Origin of the sequence: Bradyrhizobium sp. HKCCYLRH3073, from assembly GCF_051167995.1 — a bacterium.
Taxonomy (GTDB): domain Bacteria; phylum Pseudomonadota; class Alphaproteobacteria; order Rhizobiales; family Xanthobacteraceae; genus Bradyrhizobium.
In genome coordinates, this window is record NZ_JBNPUD010000012.1 from 191,196 (window position 1) to 209,052 (window position 17,857).

Consider the following 17,857-nt stretch of genomic DNA (forward strand, 5'->3'; position numbering starts at 1 on the left):
TCAGTGCCGCCGTCAGTAGCGCTTCTCGGACAGGATGCGCGCCGCGTGCTGCAGCCTGTCGACGGAGCGCTCGGTGTCGGTCAGCGCGCAGCAGCTGACCAGCGTGTCGATGATCGCGAGCTGCGCGACGCGGCTGCTCATCGCCTCCGGGCGGTAGCGCGTTTCGTTGGCGACGGTGTAGAGCAGCACCTCGCAATGCGCCGCCAGCGGCGACTTGCCGAGCCGGGTGATGCCGATGGTGCGGGCGCCCGCCGCCTGCGCCAGCCGGGTCGCCAGCACCGTCTCGACCGTGCTGCCCGAATGCGACACGGTGACGGTCGCGACCTCGGGCCCGGTCATCCCCGCGCTGACCGCCTGGACATGCGAATCGACGATCGCATTGGCCGCGAGCCCGAGCTGCAGCAGGCGATACGACAGATCCTGCGCGATCGGCGCCGAGCTGCCGATGCCGTAGATCTCGACCCGCCGCGCCTGCCGCAGCAGCGTTGCCGCCTGCGCCAGCGCGTCCATCGACAACAGCCGCCGCGTCTCCTGCAGCGAGGCGGCATGCGCGGCGAAGATGTGGTCCGTCACCGTCGCCGGATCGTCGCCGCGATGCAGGTCTTCCTGGATCAGCCTGACAGGCTCGATCAGGTCCCGCGCCAGCATGATCTTGAGCTCCTGGAAGCCGCGCACCCCGACCCGCCGGCAGAACGACACGATCGTCCCCTCGCTGACGCCGCAGGCTTCCGCGACCTCGGTGATCGACATGTGGATGAACGGCTCTGGCCGGGCGATGACCAGCTCCGCGATCTGCCTGGCCTTGGGCGGCAGCTCGTTCTGCAGCTCGCGCACGCGGGCCAGGATGCCGTTCACGCCCGGTCCAGAACGAAAGGTCGATTCCGTCACGCTGCGCCCCGATACTGAGGAAATCTCATTCAGACTCATTTCGTAAATAAAAATTTCACAGCGCTGTCAAGCCGCGCTGATACGCCAGGGACGTTCGCAGGAGCAGGCCGGGCTCGCCCCGCCAATCCTGACGATGGTCTTCAGGATTTCAAAAGGTCGTATCAGCATGACAACACGTCGCGATTTCTTGGCAGGCGCCACGGCGGCGGCTGCCTTCGCCAGCATCCGCCAGGCGCTCGCCATTCCGGCACGGCGCCGGACCGGCACCATTCAGGACGTCAAGCACATCGTCATCCTGATGCAGGAGAACCGCTCGTTCGACCATTACTTCGGCACGCTGCGCGGCGTGCGCGGCTTCGGCGACCGCTTCCCGATCCCGCTCGAGAGCGGCAAGCCGGTCTGGTTCCAGTCCGACGGCAGCCGCGAGATTCCGCCCTATCACCGCGACTCCACGACCTCCAACGCGCTGGTCGGCTATGGCACGCCGCACTCCTTCGGCGACAGCCAGGCGGCGTGGAATCAGGGCAAGATGGGCTATTGGGCGAAGTACAAGACGCCCTATGCGATGGGCTATTTCGGCCGCGACGACATCCCGTTCCAGTTCGCGCTCGCCGAAGCGTTCACGATCTGCGACGCCTACCACGCCTCGATCACCACCGGCACCGATCCCAACCGCATCGTGTTCTGGTCCGGCTCCAACTTCAACCCGGCGCTGCGCGCCCAGGGCATCAACTCCACCACCAACGATTCCGAGCCGAACAATTTGCGCTGCTGGCCGAACCCGCATACCTGGGTCGCCGGCCAGCCGCAGCCGCAGGCGAACTACAAATATGTCGGAAGCGACTTCAACTGGGACACGCTGCCCGATCTGCTGAACAAGGCCGGCGTGAGCTGGCACATCTATCAGGACATGAACGACAACTGGACCGGCGCGATGCACGGCTGCCTGGCGTTCTCCAGCTTCCGTCACGCCCAGCCGAACGACCCGAACTACGTGCACGGCCTGACCGGCGGTCCGGACTATCTCGACCGGCTGAAGGCCGACGTCATGGCCGGCACCCTGCCGCAGGTGTCGTGGATCCTGCCGACGCAGGCCAATTCCGAGCATCCCGGCGGCGGCAGCCCGACCCGTGCCGGCAATTTTACCGACCAGGTGCTGGAAGCGCTGACGGCCAATCCCGACGTCTGGAGCCAGACCGTCTTCTTCCTGACCTTCGACGAGAATGACGGCTTCTTCGATCATCTGCCGGCCCCCGCGGTGCCGTCCTACGACATCAACGGCAAGCTGATGGGCAAGGCGACCCTGCCGCTCGACGGCGAGTATTTCTCCAACACCGTCGGCAACGTGCTGACCGCGACCGACACGGTCAGCGGCAACATCCGCCCCTGGGGTCTGTCCGCGCGGGTGCCGATGTATGTGGTGTCGCCGTGGAGCAAGGGCGGCTGGGTCAACTCGCAGGTGTTCGACCACACCTCGGTCGGCCGCTTCCTGGAGAAGCGCTTCGGCATCAAGGTCGAGGCGATCAGCCCGTGGCACCGCGCCGTCTCCGGCGATCTCACCTCGGCGTTCGATTTCGCCAGCCCCAACGATCCGCGCTTCCCGGAGCTGCCCGACCAGAGCAACTGGCAGGCTTCGGACGCGCATCAGAAGACCTTGCCGGCCCCGGTTGCGCCCGCGACGCCGCAGCCGCTGTTCCAGGAGAGCGGCGCGCGCTATTCGCGCCCGCTGCCCTACATCCTGCACGCCACCGCGAAGGTCGACGCCGCCGCGGGCAAGGTGAAGCTCTTGTTCGCCAACACCGGCTTTGCCGGCGCCGTGTTCCACGTCTACGACAAGCAGCGTCTCGATCTCATTCCGCGCCGCTACACCGTCGAGGCCGGCAAGATGATCGACGACGAATGGAGCGTCGGCAGCGATGGCCTGTATGATCTCTGGGTGCTCGGCCCGAACGGCTTCCACCGTCACTTCAAGGGTGACCTCGACAAGGTCAGGCCGTCGAATGCCGCCAACCCCGAGATCTTCGTCGGTTACAACGTCTTCGAGGGCGGCCTGCACATGCAGCTGCGCAATGACGGCCATGCCCGCGTGAGCTTCACGGTGAAGTCGAACGAGATCTACGGGCCGTTGCAGGCCGTCACCGCCTCGGTCTCGGCCGCGCTGGAGCCGCAATGTCCGGGCTTCGGTCCGCTGCCCGGCTTCCATCCGGTGGGCTTCGGCGCGGTGCCCGGCTTCCGCTCGGCGCCCGACTTCGATGCTCCGGGCTTCGGCTTTGGCGCGCCGACGTTCTTCCCGGGGCCGAGCCATGGCGGTCCGTCGACCTCGTGGACCGTCAAGGTGTCGGCACCCGGACGCCACGGCGAGCTGTACTGGCACCTACGCAAGTCCGGCCTGTGGTACGACTTCGTCGTCACCAGCGACACCGACGACAGCTTCTATCGCCGCGTCGCTGGCCACGTCGAGACCGGCCGTCCCTCGTTCAGCGATCCCGGCATGGCGCTGGCCGATCGCTTCTGATCGATGGATCTCATCTGAGTTCGGGGAGGGCGCCCATGGGCGCCCTTTCGCTTTGCGTCAGCCGCTGCCGAGGTCGTGGATCACGGGCGACAGGCTGGCTGAGGAGATATCCAGCGTCGCCAGCGTGATCGGCAGCCTGAAGCGGCGCGGCCCTGCGCTGCCCGGATTCAGGTAGAGCACGCCGTCGCGTGTCTCGACGCCCGCGCGATGCGAATGGCCGGACACGATGATGTCGATACACGCCGTTGCAGGATCGATCGCGAGATCGTGGACGTCATGCACGACATGGACGGCACGTGTGCCGAGCCTGATGGTCTCGGTCGCAGGATAGGCATTCGCCCAGTCTGCCGTGTCGATGTTGCCGCGGATCGCAGTCACCGGCGCGATCGAGCGAAGCTGCTCGACGATGTCGGGGCGGCCGATATCGCCGGCGTGGATGATGTGGTCGACGCCGGCCAGACGTCGCACGGCCTCCGGTCGTAGCAGCCCATGAGTGTCGGAGATGATTCCAACCTTGAGCATCGTTTCCCGCCGGGGTGATGGGCATCGCCTCAGGCGATCGTGAGAATCTCCAGCTCTTGTCCGGTCACCTCGACGACGTCGCCGACCGATTTGCCCATCAGCAGCCGCGCCACCGGTGAGACGTAGGAGATCATGCCGCGCTTCGGATCGGCCTCGTCCTCGCCGACGATAGTGTAGGTCTGCACGCGGCCGTCGCCGCGCTTGAACGTCACGGTGCTGCCGAACGCGATCTGATCGGTCGAGGCCGGTGCCGGCATCACCTGCGCGGTCCGCACACGCGCTGCAAAGTAGCGTGCGTCGCGCAGCGGCAGCGCCGACTCCCGCCGCCGTTCATTCACGTCCTCGATTTTCTGCGCCGCTTCATAGGCCGTCTGCGCCTGAAGCAGCTGCGCCTCCAGCGCCTTGAGGCCGGCGTTGGTGACGAGGTTCGGATGCGGCGAGACCGGCCGGTCGGGCAGCTGCGTCTCGGCCGCCGTCTCGGCGCTCTCTTCCTTGGTGAATGCGACGCTCACGCGGGACTCCTGAAAAAGGCCGCGAGATATCGCGGCCCTCAGGAGAGATCATGCCGGCTGTGCGGATTTCAAGCCGTGCGCATACGGCGTGCGAGCGCGCTTGACAGATGCGGCTGGGCGCGTTCTAATATTCGAACTATAGTTCGCAATCCGAACCATAGCAAAACAAGATGCGGGTCGTCAAGGCCCGGCGCCAAGCAGGAAACGCGGAGCTCCCCCGTGGACGAGGACAGCAAGGCTGGCAAAAGCGTCGTGCAGTCGCTGGCCAAGGGTTTTCAGGTGCTGAACGCCTTCACGAGCGACGCGCCCGAATTGGTGCTCGCCGACGTCGCGCGCCGCGCCACGCTCGACAAGGGCACCACCTTCCGCTTGCTCAACACCCTCGTGATGCTCGGCTATGTCGAGAAGGTCGGCGACACCAGGCGCTTCCGCCTGACGTTGAAATGCCTCGACCTCGGCTTCAACGCGATCGCTCGCTCGGAGTTGCGCGACCAGGCCCGCCCGATCCTGCGCAGCCTGGTCGGCGAGATGAACGAGGCCGCCTCGCTCGCGGTGCTCGACGGCAGCGACATCGTCTATGTCGAGCGCATCCAGGCGGGCCTCGTCCGGCTCGGCGTCGACGTCCGGATCGGCAGCCGCGCGCCGGTCTATTCCACCGCTGTCGGCCAGGCGATCCTGTCGCTGCTGCCGGTGCAGACGCAGATCGAGGTGCTCGAAGCGCAGCCGCGCATCAAGCGCACCGAAACCACGATCACGGATCTCGACGCGCTGCTGCAGCGCCTGCGCCAGGTGAAGGCCGCCGGCTACGCGCTCTCGAATCAGGAGAATGCACCGGGACTGTGCGTGCTCGCCGCACCGGTCGTCGATCGCGACGGCGTGCCGCTCGCAGCGATCAGCGTCGCCGCCCCGACCATGCGCGTGTCAGCCGATGAGTTCGAGCGCACCGGCGTCGCGCCGCTGCTGCGCGCCGCGGCGCAATTGTCGCGCGCGCTCGAAGCCATGGGCGGCGCCACCGCCACCGTTTCCAGCCGATGACACCAGAACTCATCAGGAGTCCGACATGAACGTCATGACCAACTTCAAGGGGATCATCCCGGCGATCGCCGTCCCCTTCAACGCCGATCACTCGATCGACGAGGCCGAGCTGACGCGCTATGCGGCGTGGCTCGGCAGGCGCCGCGGCATTGTCGGCATCATGACCAACGGCCACACCGGCGAGGTGTTCAGCCTCACCGCAAGAGAGCGCGCGGAGGTGACGCGCATCGTCGCCAGGGCGCTGACCGGCATCTGCCCGACGATCTCCTCCGTCGTCTGCGAAGGCATCAAGGACGGCATCGAGCATGCGCTGATGGCCAAGGAGGCCGGCGCCACCGCGCTCGACATCATGCCGCCGCATCACTGGCTGCGCTTCGGCTTCAAGCGCGAGCACTGCCTGGACTATTTCAACGCCATCGGCGATGCGACCAGGCTGCCGCTGATCGTGCACGTCTATCCGGCCTGGACCCGCGCCTCGTTCTCCTCCGAGCTGCTCGCCGAGCTCGCCCGGCTCGACCACGTCCAGGCGTTCAAGATCGGCACCCGCGAGATGAACAAATATGCCCGCGACCTCAAGGCAATCCGCGCGGCGGCCCCGGACAAGGCGCTCTTGACCTGCCACGACGAATACCTGCTGGCGTCGATGGTGCAGGGCGTCGACGGCGCGTTGGTCGGCTTCGCGTCGCTGATTCCGGATCTCATCTACGATCTGTTCGCCGCGGTGACGGCCGGTGATCTCAAGCTGGCGATGAAGTTGCAGGCCATGATCGATCCGTTGAAGGACGCGGTGTATGGCGGCGGCGAGCCGACCGGAGAGGCGCATGGCCGCATGAAGGCGGCGATGCAGGTCGCCGGCGTGATCCGCGATGCCACCGTGCGGCCGCCGACGCATGCGCCGAGCGCCGAGGAGATGGCCGCGATCCGCGCCGCAGTGGCCGCGGCCGGGCTGACGGTGCAGGCTGCAGCCTGAGCAACGAGAGGCGACGGCCGGTGACGGCCGCTGCCTGTGATCATAAAAACAAGAGACCGGGTGGACGCTCATGCTGATGATGGATGTCGACGATGCGCAACGGCGCGCTGCTGACACGCCCGACGATGTGCTGATCGCGATCGACCAGGTCTCGAAGACCTATGTCTCGGCCTCCGGTGCGGCGGTGCATGCGTTGAGCCGCGTCTCGCTGGATATCAAGCCGGGCGAGTTCGTGTGCGTGGTCGGCCCGTCCGGCTGCGGCAAGAGCACGTTGTTGCGTCTGCTCGCCGGTCTCGACGGCTACAGCGATGGCCGGCTGCTGCTCGATGGCGAGCCCGTCGCCGGTCCCTCGCGCAAGGTCGGCGTCGTGTTCCAGGCCGCCAACCTGCTGCCGTGGATGACGGTGCGCGACAATGTCGGGCTGCCCTTGCGCGTCGGCGGCAAACATGCGCCGGCCGGCGATCGCATCGAACGTCTGCTCGCCGTCACCGGTCTCGGCGATTTCGGCGACAAATATCCCTATGAGCTGTCCGGCGGCATGCAGCAGCGCGCCGGGATCTGCCGCGCCCTGGCGCGCGATCCCGAGATCCTGCTGATGGACGAGCCGTTCGGCGCCCTCGATGCGCTGACCCGCGAGCGTCTGAACCTCGAGCTGCAGCGCATCTGGCAGGAGAACCGCAAGACCATCCTGCTGATCACCCACTCGATCTCGGAAGCCATCTTCCTCGCCGACCGCGTCATCGTGATGTCGGCGCGTCCCGGCCGCATCCTGGCCGATCTCGCCGTTCCCATTCCGCGGCCGCGGTCGTTCGACGACATCGTGCTGCATCCGGACTATGCGCGGCTCGCCAGGGAGGTCCGCGGGCTGCTCAATGCGCAGGAGCATGGCCATGACTGATCTTGCCAACGTCGCCGTGTCAGCCATGTCGCAGAAGCCAGCGAGTCCACGCCGCGGCATCAGCCTGGGATCGCCGATCGCCTGGACCGGTCTCGCGGTGCTGATCCTGAGCTGGATCGCCGCGGTCAACCTGCTGAACATCCCGTCCTACATCCTGCCGAAGCCCGAAGCGGTGGTCCGCGCTCTGTGGTCGGGGCTCGCGGTCAGCCCGGCCAGTCCGCTCGGCTACTACCTGCCGCTGTGGAGCACGCTCAGCAACGCGGCTGTCGGCTGCGCCATCGGCGTCGGGCTCGGCCTCGTCATCGGCTCGCTGATGGCCGAGGTCGAGGCCATCGAACGGCTGGTGATGCCCTATGCGTTCGCGCTGCAGAGCCTGCCGAAGGTGGCGATCGCACCGCTGATCGTGATCTGGTTCGGTTTCGGCGACGGCTCCAAGATCGCGATCTCGGCGCTGCTGTCGTTCTTCCCGGTGCTGATCAACAGCTTCACCGGGCTGCGCGCCGTAGAGCCGGAGCGCATCGACCTGATGCGCTCGCTGTCGGCGTCGCGGTTCGAGACCTATCGCATCGTCAAGCTGCCCAACGCCGCGCCCTTCATCTTCGCTGGCCTCGACATGGCGGTGGTGTACGCGCTGCTCGGCGCGATCGTCGCCGAGTTCTTGGGCGCTCAGCGCGGCATGGGGGTGGTCATCACCCAGGCGCAAGCCGTCTCCGATGTCGCCGGCGTGTTCGCCGCGCTGATCATTCTCGGCGTGCTCGGCATCGTGCTGCACGGGATCGTGCGCTGGTGCGAGGCCAAGGTCGTGCACTGGGGCGCCAATCGGAGAAAATAGGACAACAGGGAGGGAACGTAGGATGGTTTCGCGCAGGTCATTCCTGAAGAGCAGCGCCAGCGCGGCGCTGCTGGTGAGCGGCGCCCCGGCCGGTCTGATGGCGGCGGACGCCAAGAAGATTCGCTTCGGTGTCGGGCTCAAGGCGCTCAACGCCACCATCATCAATTGCGTGATCGGCGAGGCGCTCGGCTACAACGCGCAGGAAGGGTTCTCGCTCGATGTCCAGGCGCTCGGCACCAATGCCAACGTCCAGGTCGCGACCGACCGCGGCTCCGTCACCATCGGCGTCGGCGTGCCGTCGACGGCGCTGCCGCTGCTCGCCAAGGGCGAATGGGGTGGCGCGAAACTGTTCTATCAATATACTTATCCGTACAAATGGGACATCGCCGTCCCGCCCGGCTCCGCGCTCAAGAGCTACACGGACCTCAAGGGCAAGAAGATCGGCGTGTCCGACTTCGGCGCCACCGAATATCCGGTGACCAAGAACGTGCTGAAGGCGCTCGGCCTCGATCCGGACAAGGATGTGAGCTGGGTCGCGGTCGGCAACGGCACGCCGGCGGGCGTCGCCCTGCAGCGCGGCGTGATCGATGCGCTCGCCTATTTCGATACGGGCTTCGGCCAGATCGAGGCGGCTGCCATCGAGCTGGCCTATCTGCCGCGTCCGACCACGATCCCGATGGTCGGCGGTCAGTTCCTGATGGCGATGCCGCAGACGTTCGAGAAGGACAGGGATCTCCTGGTTGGCTTTGGCCGCTCGGTGTGCAAGGCGTCGCAATTCCTGCTCGCCAATCCGACCGCCGGCGCCAGGGCCTTTCTCAAGATGTACCCGGAGACGGCGCCGCGCGGTGCCAGCGAGGACGCGGCGGTCAAGGCCGTGCTGCAGTCGATCAGCCGCCGGATCAAGCTCTACGCGCCGCCCTATGCCGATACGAAGATGGGCGGGATCAACGAGCAGGAGTTCCGCACCGAGGCCGCGATGAACGGGCTGGACATCAAGGACTACGCTGCGCTTTACACCAATGAGCTGATCGACAAGATCAACAATTTCGACGCCGTGAAGGTGAAGGCCGAGGCGGCTGCGTACAAGGGATGACGGTGGAGAGCCACGACAGCAGCACCGATCGCGGCCATGCCGTGGTGACCGGAGCCAGCTCCGGCATCGGCCGCGCGGTTGCCGAGCGCCTGCTTGCCGGCGGCTGGCGCGTAACCGGCATCGACCGTGCAGCCTCGGCGCTGTCGCATCCGCGTTTTGCGAGCTTGCAGGCTGATCTGTCGGACCCGCCTGTGCTCATCGAGGTCCTGGCTGAGGTTGGTACGGTCACCGCGCTCGTCCATGCCGCAGGCTACATGCGGGTCGGCCGGCTTGGCGAGCTCGCACCTGACGACAGTGAGGGCATGTGGCGCGTCCATGTTGGCGCGGCTGAAGCGTTGGCCAACGCGCTGGCGCCTGATATGCGCGAGGGCGGGCGGATCGTGCTGATCGGCAGCCGCACCGCCAACGGCGCGGCCGGCCGCAGCCAGTACGCCGCGACCAAGGCGGCACTCACCGGTCTCGCGCGCTCCTGGGCGATCGAGCTGGCGCCGCGCCAAGTCACCGTCAACGTCATCGCGCCAGCCGCCACGGACACGCCGTTCCTGCGCGACCCCAGCCGCGCCGGCACCGCGCCGGTGCTGCCGCCGATGGGCCGCTACGTCGATCCAGGCGAAGTGGCCGCGCTCACCGCCTTCCTGCTGTCGCCGGAAGCGGCTGCCATCACCGGACAGACCATCACCATCTGCGCCGGCGCCTCGCTCTGACGCGGCGCTCGCGACCACGATCAGGAGATTGACCATGACCGTTCGTATCGTCGACGTCCGCGAGGTGACGAAGCCGATCTCATCGCCGATCCGCAATGCCTATATCGATTTCACCAAGATGACGTCGAGCCTCGTTGCGGTCATCACCAATGTCGAGCGCAACGGGCATCCCGTGGTCGGCTACGGCTTCAACTCCAACGGCCGCTACGGCCAGGGCGGCCTGATTCGCGAGCGGTTTCGCGCGCGACTCCTCGAGGCGGATCCCGCCTCGCTGCTCGATGCCACCAAGGACAACATCGATCCGGACAAGGCCTGGACGGCGATGATGACGAACGAGAAGCCCGGCGGTCACGGCGAGCGCTCGGTCGCGGTCGGCACGTTGGACATGGCGATCTGGGACGCTGTTGCCAAGATCGCCGACAAGCCGCTGTTCCGTCTGCTCGCGGAGCGCCACAACCGCAAGGCCGATCCGCGCGTGTTCGTCTACGCCGCCGGCGGCTATTACTATCCCGGCAAGGATCTCTCGGCGCTGCGCCGGGAGATGCGCGGCTATCTCGAGCGCGGCTACAACGTCGTCAAGATGAAGATCGGCGGCGCGCCGATCGAGGAGGATCGCCAGCGCATCGAGGCCGTGCTCGACGAGATCGGTCCGAGCAACCAGCTCGCCGTCGACGCCAACGGCCGCTTCGACCTGGAGACAGCGATCGCCTACGCCAAGATGCTGCGCGACTATCCGCTGTTCTGGTACGAGGAGGCGGGCGATCCGCTCGACTATCATCTGCAGGCGACGCTCGCCGATTTCTATCCCGGCCCGATGGCGACCGGCGAGAACCTGTTCAGCCACCAGGACGCCCGCAACCTGATCCGCTATGGCGGCATGCGTCCGGACCGCGACTGGCTGCAGTTCGACTGCGCGCTGTCCTACGGCCTGTGCGAATATCTGCGCACGCTCGACGTGCTCAGGACCTACGGCTGGTCGCCGTCGCGCTGCATCCCGCATGGCGGCCACCAGATGTCGCTCAACATCGCCGCCGGCCTCGGCCTCGGCGGCAATGAGAGCTATCCCGACCTGTTCCAGCCCTATGGCGGCTTCCCCGACGGCGTTGACGTCATCGACGGCCACATCACCATGCCCGAACTCCCCGGCATCGGCTTCGAGGGCAAGTCGGATCTGCATGCGGAGATGCGCGCGCTGAGCGCTTGAGCCGCGCGCCGTTGAGCAGGGGCCTTCGAGACGCGCCGCAAGCCGCACTCTTCAGCATGACGGAAGCTGGCATCTCGAAGGGCGGCCCGGCGGCGGGGCTCACCAGACTCAATCTTCCAGCAGATTCTCCCGCAAGGTCGTGCCCGTATATCGCGTCCTGAACCGGCCGCGCCGCTGCAACTCGGGAACGACGAGATCGGCGAACTCCTCGAAGCAGCCGGGCGTGTAGGTCGCCGCCAGCATGAAGCCGTCGGCGCCGCCGTCATCCATGTAGTGCTCGATCTGGTCGGCGATGTCCTTGGCGGTGCCGACCGCGACCGGCATGCCCATGCCCTGCGCGTAGATCATCGCCGCCTCCTTCACCGTCACCGGCGCGCCGCCCTTGGCGTAGATGATCGACTCGAACAGACCCTGAATGCCCGGCACCTCGATGTTCTGCACGATGGCATTGCCGTCGAACTTGGAGAAATCCAGCCCGAAATGGCCGGACATCCAGGCCAGCGCGCCCTCCGGCGGAATGCACTCCTTGATTCGCGCGTACTTCTCCTGCGCCTCCGAGCGTGTTTCCGCGACCACGGTCTGCAGGCCGTAGATCAGCTTCACCGAACCCGGCTTGCGATCGAACTTGCCGGCGAGCCGCTCGTTCAGATCGCCGGCATATTGCCTCATGCGGTCGACGTTCGGATGCACGGCGAAGATCGCCTCGGCATGCTTGGCGGCGAAGTCGCGGCCCTGGTTGGATGAGCCGGCCTGCCATAGCACCGGCCGTCCCTGCGGGGAGGGCGCGCAAAAATGCCGGCCATGGCACTTGTAGTACTTGCCCTCGTGGTTCACGACCTTGATCTTGGCGGGATCAGCATAGATGCCGGACACCTTGTCGGCGATGATCGCATCCGGCTCCCAGGAATCCCACAGCTGGTAGCAGACCTCCATGTATTCCTCGAGCCGGTCGTAGCGGCCGCTGCGCTCGGTCATGGTGTGACCATAGGCATCCCATTCGCTCTTGGAGTAGGACGACACGATGTTCCAGGCAACGCGGCCGCCCGAGAGGTGATCGAGGCTCGAGAGCCTGCGGCACATCGAATAGGGATGCTCGAACGCCGTCGACAGGGTGACGCCGACGCCGAGATGCTTGGTCGCGGTGGTGATGATCGGCACGATCGTCGACGGCTCGTGGGTCGGGCACTGCACAGCCCATTTCACGATCGCGTCGGAGCTGTCCTCGTGTGTGTTGTAGGGCGCGAGCTCATCGGCGATGAACATGGCATCGAACATCCCGCGTTCCATCGTGCGGGCCATGTGCTGCCAGTAGTCCGGCCGGGCGAAATCCCAGCCGATCTTGTCCTTGACGTGGCGCCACATTCCGGTGGCGTGACTGTTCACGCCGTGCTGGATGAATCCCAGAAGATGAGCCTTCTTCCTCGTGGTCGTCGTCATGCAATGCTCTCCTTGCGTCCGAAACTCGTCCAGTCCGTCATGAACTTCGGGTGGTCGGTGATCAGGCGCTCTTCTGCTCGACGAAGAAGGCGAGCCCGCATCCAGCCGCCGTCACCAGCGCAAGCAGCGGGCCGGCATAGATCATCGCGGGGGTGAAGCCGACGCCGGCAATGATGACGGCGGACGCGATCACCGAGATCGCTGCCAGCCCGCCATAGCCATAGTCGGGCACGTCGGTCGGCTCGGCGGCGCCGCTGCGATATTCGGCGATGGCGTTCTGCAGGCCGCGCCAGAATCCAGCGAGGAAGAACAGGGTGACGAGAATGCCGACGATGGTGATCAGGACGTACATGGTTGGCTCCTTTGGGATGTCAGAGGGACGGGCGCGCCGAGGACCGGCGCGCCTCGCGCAGCTATTCGGCCGGGGCAGAGACCTCGTCGCCGATACGCCGCAGGCCGGTGAGGTCGAAGTTCTCGCCGCCGATCAGACCCGCGATGACGACGGTCAGCCCGCTGATCGCGACGATCGACAGCGTTCCGATCAGCTCGCCGGCCGTGGCGTAGATCGGCATGCCCACGCCGATCGCCAGCGCGATGCCGCCGACGAAGCCGATCATGTTGGTCTTCGGCCACAGGATGGACAGCACCAGCGGCAGCAGGATCGAGGTCTTCAGCGCATAGGTCGTCAGCACCAATGTCGTGAAGTCGAGGCCGGAGAGCACGATGAGGGTCGCGATGATGCCGCCGAGCAGGACCGAAAGCTTGGTGATCACGAACAGGCTGCTCTCGGAGGTCTGCGGGAAGTAGCGCTTGACGATGTCGACGGCGACGACCGAGGACAGCGCGGCACTGGCGCCGTCGATGGTCGAGTAGCAGGCGGCAAGGATGACGAGCACGTAAAGCAGGACCAGGGTCAGACCGAGGCCGATATGGGAGACGATATAGGGGCCGACCGCGACGATGTCGCCGCCGAAATCGGCCGGCTTGAGGCCATAGGCGATACCGACCAGGCCGAGCATGCCCAGGCAGATCGGGATCGGATAGAACAGCGCGCCCGACCAGAGGAACACGCGGCCGACGTCGCGGCTCTTGATGGCCCAGACCTTCTGCCAGAATGTCTGGTCCGAGACCGTTGCGGCGAGGAGGCCGAACGCAAGCGTGATGCCGAAGCCCGCGGCGGCATCGGGACGCAGCACCGACAGGTTGCGGGCATCGGCCGCGCCGGCGGCGTTGAAGACCGCTTCAGATCCGCCCGGGATCGCGGCATACACCGCGGCCACGACAATCGCGGCCGGCACGGTGATCATCAGCGTGTTGAGCGTTCCGGTCATCACGCTCGTCCACAAGCCTCCGAAGTATGAATAGGCGAGCACGCAGATGATGCCGACGACGGTCGCCACCTTCCAGTCGATCCCGAACACCGTCGAGACGACGACGGAGGTGCCCTTGAGATTGATCAGGATCTCCAGGATGATTCCGAAGATCATCGTCACGGTGACGATTGCGGTCGCGGCTTTCGACCTGCCGAACCGGTACTCGATGAACTCGGAGATCGTGTAGCCCTCCGGCATGTTCTTGCGCAGGATGCGGGCGAACGGGATCATCGCCATGACCGCGAAGCCGTTGGGCACCACGAACCAGAACAGGCCGGAGAGGCCCCATTGATACGTCATCGCCGAGCTCATCATCACCGCCATGGCCCAGGTCCAGACGGCGATCACCGAACCGACGCCGAAACCGAAGCCGACGCGGCGGTCGGCGATGATGAAGTCGTGAGTGTTTCGAACGAGCAAGGTCTTCACGGCATAGGACAGGGCGAGCGAGAACAGGCCTAGTCCGATCATCGACGCATACCCGAGGGTCGGCGTCAGGCTCGGCATCGCGGCAAAGATCGATTTGTCCATTGCGATTTCTCCGGGGTTCAGGAACTCTGGTGAAGCGTGTGATAGTTGCGGGCGTGGTAGAGCAGCGGCGCGCCGCCGCCCGCATGGGCGGAGGTTACGTCGCAGAGCACGATGGCGTGGTCACCGGACGGGATCAGGTCGACGATGGCAGTGCTCAGCTGTCCGAGAGCGCCCGCGATCAGCGGCGCCCGGCCGGCGCCTTCGATCGTCGCCACGTCATCATAGGAGCCGGGTGCGAGCTTGCTCGCGAAGCGATCGGACAAGGCCCGTTGGCCGGCGCTGAGGACGGAAATCCCAACGCTCAGGCCGACGCCGAGGCAGGCGTAACTCTGGCTGTTCTGCGCGACGCAGAACAGCACCCGTGGCGGCTGCAACGAGACCGACGTGACCGAGGTGGCCGTGAAGCCATGGAGCTGTCCGCCGCGCCGGAACGTCACGATGCAGACGCCGGATGCGAGCTGGCTGAACACGTCCTTGAAGCCCTGTCGTATGTCGCCGGCGGAAGTGATCGTGGCTTCGAGCGCGCTCATGACATCTGACCTTCGAAAGCGAGTGTGCGATTGTCCCTGAGCGGGCGGATCACCTGCTTCATGAACGGACCGGCGTCGCGCATCGGGTCGTCGAACTGACAGACGATGCGGTCGAGGCCCAAGGCCTGCAGCTGGGGGATGCGGTTGCGGATGTCCTCGAAGGAACCGATCAGGCCGAGCTCGAAGCCGGCGTTGGAATCGACCATCTGTTCCTCGCCGAGCGCGGCCCAGGCGGCGGCACCGGAGCTGCCGATCACCTTGCGGAAGAAGTCGATCGTCTGTGAATTGCGGCGACCTACGACCGTCTTCCAGCGCTGCCTTGCCTGCTCGGTCGTCTCGGTCGCGATGACGTAGGCATTCGCTGCGATCAGGATCGTCCGGCCCCAGCTGTTGGCCTCCTGACGTACCGCCTCGATGCGCCGCTTCAGCTCCTCGTCGCCCATGCCATTGAGGAACAGGCAATGGCCCCATTCCGCGGCCATCTGCATGGCGCGGCCGGAGTGGCCGGCGATCCACACCTCCGGCAGGGCGTTCTGGTCCAGGCCATAGGTCGGTGGCTGCTTGAGCTCGACCGGCTGCGCCTCTCCAGGCGGAGCGTCCGTCCCGGCAATTTCGGCAGGCGGCTGAAACAGGCCATAGAGCGTGCGCAGGAACTCGCCGGCGCGGTCGTAACGTCCGTCATGATCCAGCCAGTCGACGCCGGACAGGTCGAACTCCTCCTTCCACCAGCCGCAGACGATATTCATGCCGAGCCTGCGCTCCGCGATCTTCGACAGCGTGTCGAGCATCCGGGCGACGAGGAACGGCGAGCGGAAGCCGGGCTTGATGGCGCCGCAAAGCCCGACCTTGCTGGTGACGGCGGCGATCGCCGCCAGAATGCTCCAGGCGTCGGCGACGCTCTCGCTCGGGCCATGGATGCAGTTGAGCAGGTTCTCCGAGGCGTAAAGGAAGTCGAACCCGAGCGCTTCGGCCTGCTGGGCGATCGCGAGACAGGCGGCAACGTCAGGGCCGGTCGGTGCGTCCAGCGAACGCAGCCAGCCGCCATAGACGGGAAGCCAGATGCCGAACTCCATCACGCGACCCCGCATGCTGCGAAGGAGGCGCGCGGAGCACGATCATGGATCTGTGCCTCGTCGGTGGGTGTCGCAGAAGGTGCAGGCGGCATATCCTCGCTGTCCTCGCTCGAAAGCCTTCGTGCGAAGTAATTAGCAAGCGTCTTGCCAAACCGGGTCGCGCGCAGGCGTATGCGGTCGGTGCTGAAAATAGCGGCGTGATTGATCGATAAAACGTCCTGAAGTGCCTGCGGCGAAAGCAGATCGGAACTACTTATTCATTCAGTTCATGCGCACTGAAGTGTATGAATGATGCGGCGCCGCTTTTGATGCTGGTCCCTGCGAGGATGAAACGAATTCATCGAAAGCGATGGGAGTGACTGGTTTGACGGCAGGCCGGCTCGGGAACTGGTTCGAATTTGTCCGTGGGAGCGCATTCGGCGGCGAGCCGGACGTCGCCGAGGCCCAGGAGAGTCCATGACCTTCGAGCAAATGAGGATCTTCCTCGAAGCCGCTCATTTTGGCAGCTTCACCCATGCTGCCGAGCGGCTGGGCCTCACGCAATCGGCGGTCAGCGTCTCGATCAAGAAGCTGGAGGAGAAGCTCGACGTCCCGCTGTTCGACCGCTCCGGGCGCCGGCTGATGCTGACCGAGGCCGGACAGGTGCTGTTGAACGAGGCCGAGCGGATCCTGCGTGACATCGAGCTGACGATGCGCCGTGTCGAAGGCCGGCGTCCCGCCTCACCGTCCGCGCTGGTGGCATGCACCGCCAGTGCCTACGACTTCTGGATGCCGCATCTTCTGGCGCGGGACAATGGTCCCGGCGCGTTCGGTGTCGATCTCGTCCGTGGCAGCGTCAACGAGGTAGCGGCTTATGTGATGCGGGGAACGGCGGATGCGGGGGTGACCAGCGCCATGCCGAGCCACCCGCAGTTCCGCCAGGTCGCCGTGTTCGCCGACCGACTGGTGCTATGCGCTCATCCCGAGCGGGCGCAGCACGTGCCGGCCGATCTGAGCTGGAAGTCGCTGGCCGAGCAGGCGCCCTTGTTGTGGGAGCACGGCGAGCTGACGCAGACGCTGACCGCGGCGCTCGTCTCTCACCGGGTCGAGCCCGAGCGTGTGGCGCATCCCGTCCTCAAGCTGTCGTCGAGCACGGCGGTGATCTCGGCGCTGCTTGGCGGCCGCCATATCGGCTTCGTGTCGGATCGCGCCGCGCAGCCGTGGCTGGCGTCGGGGCGGCTCGTGCGGATCGGAACGCCGGAGATTCCCGTGCGCTATTGGCTGTTCGGCCTGCGTGAGCACGACATCGACAGGTTCGTGGCGCTGTTCGGTGCGCGCGTGGAATAGCTCCGGCCGCGCGCCTGCGCGGTGAGGGGCGATGACTGCCCGACGGGCAATCTGCTCATGACAGCTCTGCGTGAACTGCCCGTCGAGCCAGTTTGCCGCACCGTTGCGGCCTTGTGTCGTCGGGCAAATCAGGACGATGTTCCCACGCATCCCGCCTCACTCGGAGGGGCGTTGCGCGCGATCGTCACGACACGCGAGGCGGGGAGGCGATGGCCGCGAGGTGCCGCAGCGTAGCTTGCTACGCGGACGAACGGCAGCTTGCGGACGTGAAGTCGTGTGGTCCTGACCTCCCGGTGCCGAGGTCAAGTCGACGCCAGCGCTTCCGCGCTGCGTTGACGACGGGGGCAATCAAGCCGGTCCCCGGGGAGCAACTGTCTTTTTTGTAGACCGGTGATCGGCCGGCCTCAAGGCTGG

Annotated in this window: 17 protein-coding genes; 9 read left to right on the forward strand and 8 right to left on the reverse strand. The window is 66.0% G+C overall.

Going from position 1 to position 17,857, the window contains the following annotated elements; translation table 11 throughout:
* Positions 1-12: 12 nt before the first annotated feature.
* On the reverse strand, positions 13-855 hold the full coding sequence (locus ACQR1X_RS25645) for a MurR/RpiR family transcriptional regulator (RefSeq protein WP_434887574.1): 843 nt from the start codon (positions 853-855) through the stop codon (positions 13-15).
* 199 nt (positions 856-1,054) lie between these two features.
* Here ACQR1X_RS25645 and ACQR1X_RS25650 point away from each other — a divergent pair, with 199 nt between their 5' ends.
* Positions 1,055-3,403 carry a phosphocholine-specific phospholipase C gene (locus tag ACQR1X_RS25650; RefSeq protein WP_434899861.1) on the forward strand — a complete coding sequence of 783 codons (2,349 nt, stop codon included), beginning with the start codon at positions 1,055-1,057 and terminating at the stop codon, positions 3,401-3,403.
* A gap of 57 nt (positions 3,404-3,460) precedes the next feature.
* On the opposite strand, the gene ACQR1X_RS25655 is transcribed toward ACQR1X_RS25650, so the two are convergent.
* Together ACQR1X_RS25655 and greA are read right to left on the reverse strand one after the other, a co-directional pair.
* Positions 3,461-3,925: a metallophosphoesterase family protein gene (locus tag ACQR1X_RS25655; protein ID WP_316218851.1), complete on the reverse strand. Its 465-nt coding sequence runs from the start codon at positions 3,923-3,925 to the stop codon at positions 3,461-3,463.
* Positions 3,926-3,954: 29 nt separating this feature from the next.
* Positions 3,955-4,437 carry a transcription elongation factor GreA gene (gene greA, locus ACQR1X_RS25660; protein ID WP_316218852.1) on the reverse strand — a complete coding sequence of 161 codons (483 nt, stop codon included), beginning with the start codon at positions 4,435-4,437 and terminating at the stop codon, positions 3,955-3,957.
* Between the two features lie 219 nt (positions 4,438-4,656).
* Here greA and ACQR1X_RS25665 point away from each other — a divergent pair, with 219 nt between their 5' ends.
* The 7 genes from ACQR1X_RS25665 to ACQR1X_RS25695 all read left to right on the forward strand — a co-directional run bounded on the left by ACQR1X_RS25665 (position 4,657) and on the right by ACQR1X_RS25695 (position 11,173).
* Positions 4,657-5,472, forward strand: coding sequence for an IclR family transcriptional regulator (locus tag ACQR1X_RS25665; RefSeq protein WP_315805698.1), 816 nt, complete (start codon positions 4,657-4,659; stop codon positions 5,470-5,472).
* A gap of 25 nt (positions 5,473-5,497) precedes the next feature.
* Positions 5,498-6,442 carry a dihydrodipicolinate synthase family protein gene (locus tag ACQR1X_RS25670; protein WP_315805699.1) on the forward strand — a complete coding sequence of 315 codons (945 nt, stop codon included), beginning with the start codon at positions 5,498-5,500 and terminating at the stop codon, positions 6,440-6,442.
* A 70-nt stretch (positions 6,443-6,512) separates the two neighbouring features.
* Positions 6,513-7,340 (forward strand): ABC transporter ATP-binding protein, encoded by an 828-nt coding sequence (locus ACQR1X_RS25675; protein ID WP_315805700.1) that lies wholly within the window; start codon positions 6,513-6,515, stop codon positions 7,338-7,340.
* On the forward strand, positions 7,333-8,172 hold the full coding sequence (locus ACQR1X_RS25680; protein ID WP_434884964.1) for an ABC transporter permease: 840 nt from the start codon (positions 7,333-7,335) through the stop codon (positions 8,170-8,172). The genes ACQR1X_RS25675 and ACQR1X_RS25680 overlap by 8 nt, the downstream gene beginning before the upstream one ends.
* 22 nt (positions 8,173-8,194) lie before the next feature.
* Positions 8,195-9,265: an ABC transporter substrate-binding protein gene (locus ACQR1X_RS25685; protein WP_434895746.1), complete on the forward strand. Its 1,071-nt coding sequence runs from the start codon at positions 8,195-8,197 to the stop codon at positions 9,263-9,265.
* Complete coding sequence (locus tag ACQR1X_RS25690; RefSeq protein ID WP_316218856.1) at positions 9,262-9,969, forward strand: SDR family NAD(P)-dependent oxidoreductase; 708 nt, start codon at positions 9,262-9,264, stop codon at positions 9,967-9,969. Before ACQR1X_RS25685 ends, ACQR1X_RS25690 begins: the two co-directional genes overlap by 4 nt.
* Before the next feature lie 34 nt (positions 9,970-10,003).
* The gene (locus ACQR1X_RS25695) at positions 10,004-11,173 is read left to right on the forward strand and encodes a mandelate racemase/muconate lactonizing enzyme family protein (protein WP_316181267.1); all 1,170 of its coding nucleotides are present in this window, start codon (positions 10,004-10,006) and stop codon (positions 11,171-11,173) included.
* 108 nt (positions 11,174-11,281) lie between these two features.
* Here ACQR1X_RS25695 and ACQR1X_RS25700 read toward each other — a convergent pair whose 3' ends face one another.
* The 5 genes from ACQR1X_RS25700 to ACQR1X_RS25720 all read right to left on the reverse strand — a co-directional run bounded on the left by ACQR1X_RS25700 (position 11,282) and on the right by ACQR1X_RS25720 (position 16,117).
* A complete protein-coding gene (locus ACQR1X_RS25700) occupies positions 11,282-12,610 on the reverse strand; it encodes an LLM class flavin-dependent oxidoreductase (protein ID WP_316218858.1) in 1,329 nt (442 codons plus the stop codon).
* Between the two features lie 61 nt (positions 12,611-12,671).
* Complete coding sequence (locus tag ACQR1X_RS25705; RefSeq protein ID WP_315805706.1) at positions 12,672-12,962, reverse strand: hypothetical protein; 291 nt, start codon at positions 12,960-12,962, stop codon at positions 12,672-12,674.
* A gap of 61 nt (positions 12,963-13,023) precedes the next feature.
* Complete coding sequence (locus ACQR1X_RS25710; protein ID WP_434899862.1) at positions 13,024-14,514, reverse strand: sodium:solute symporter family transporter; 1,491 nt, start codon at positions 14,512-14,514, stop codon at positions 13,024-13,026.
* A 17-nt stretch (positions 14,515-14,531) separates the two neighbouring features.
* Positions 14,532-15,044 (reverse strand): flavin reductase family protein, encoded by a 513-nt coding sequence (locus tag ACQR1X_RS25715; RefSeq protein ID WP_434899863.1) that lies wholly within the window; start codon positions 15,042-15,044, stop codon positions 14,532-14,534.
* The gene (locus ACQR1X_RS25720; RefSeq protein WP_315805709.1) at positions 15,041-16,117 is read right to left on the reverse strand and encodes an LLM class flavin-dependent oxidoreductase; all 1,077 of its coding nucleotides are present in this window, start codon (positions 16,115-16,117) and stop codon (positions 15,041-15,043) included. Before ACQR1X_RS25720 ends, ACQR1X_RS25715 begins: the two co-directional genes overlap by 4 nt.
* Before the next feature lie 456 nt (positions 16,118-16,573).
* On the opposite strand from ACQR1X_RS25720, the gene ACQR1X_RS25725 reads away from it, so the two are divergent.
* Positions 16,574-17,443 carry a LysR family transcriptional regulator gene (locus ACQR1X_RS25725; protein ID WP_315805710.1) on the forward strand — a complete coding sequence of 290 codons (870 nt, stop codon included), beginning with the start codon at positions 16,574-16,576 and terminating at the stop codon, positions 17,441-17,443.
* Positions 17,444-17,857 lie beyond the last annotated feature (414 nt).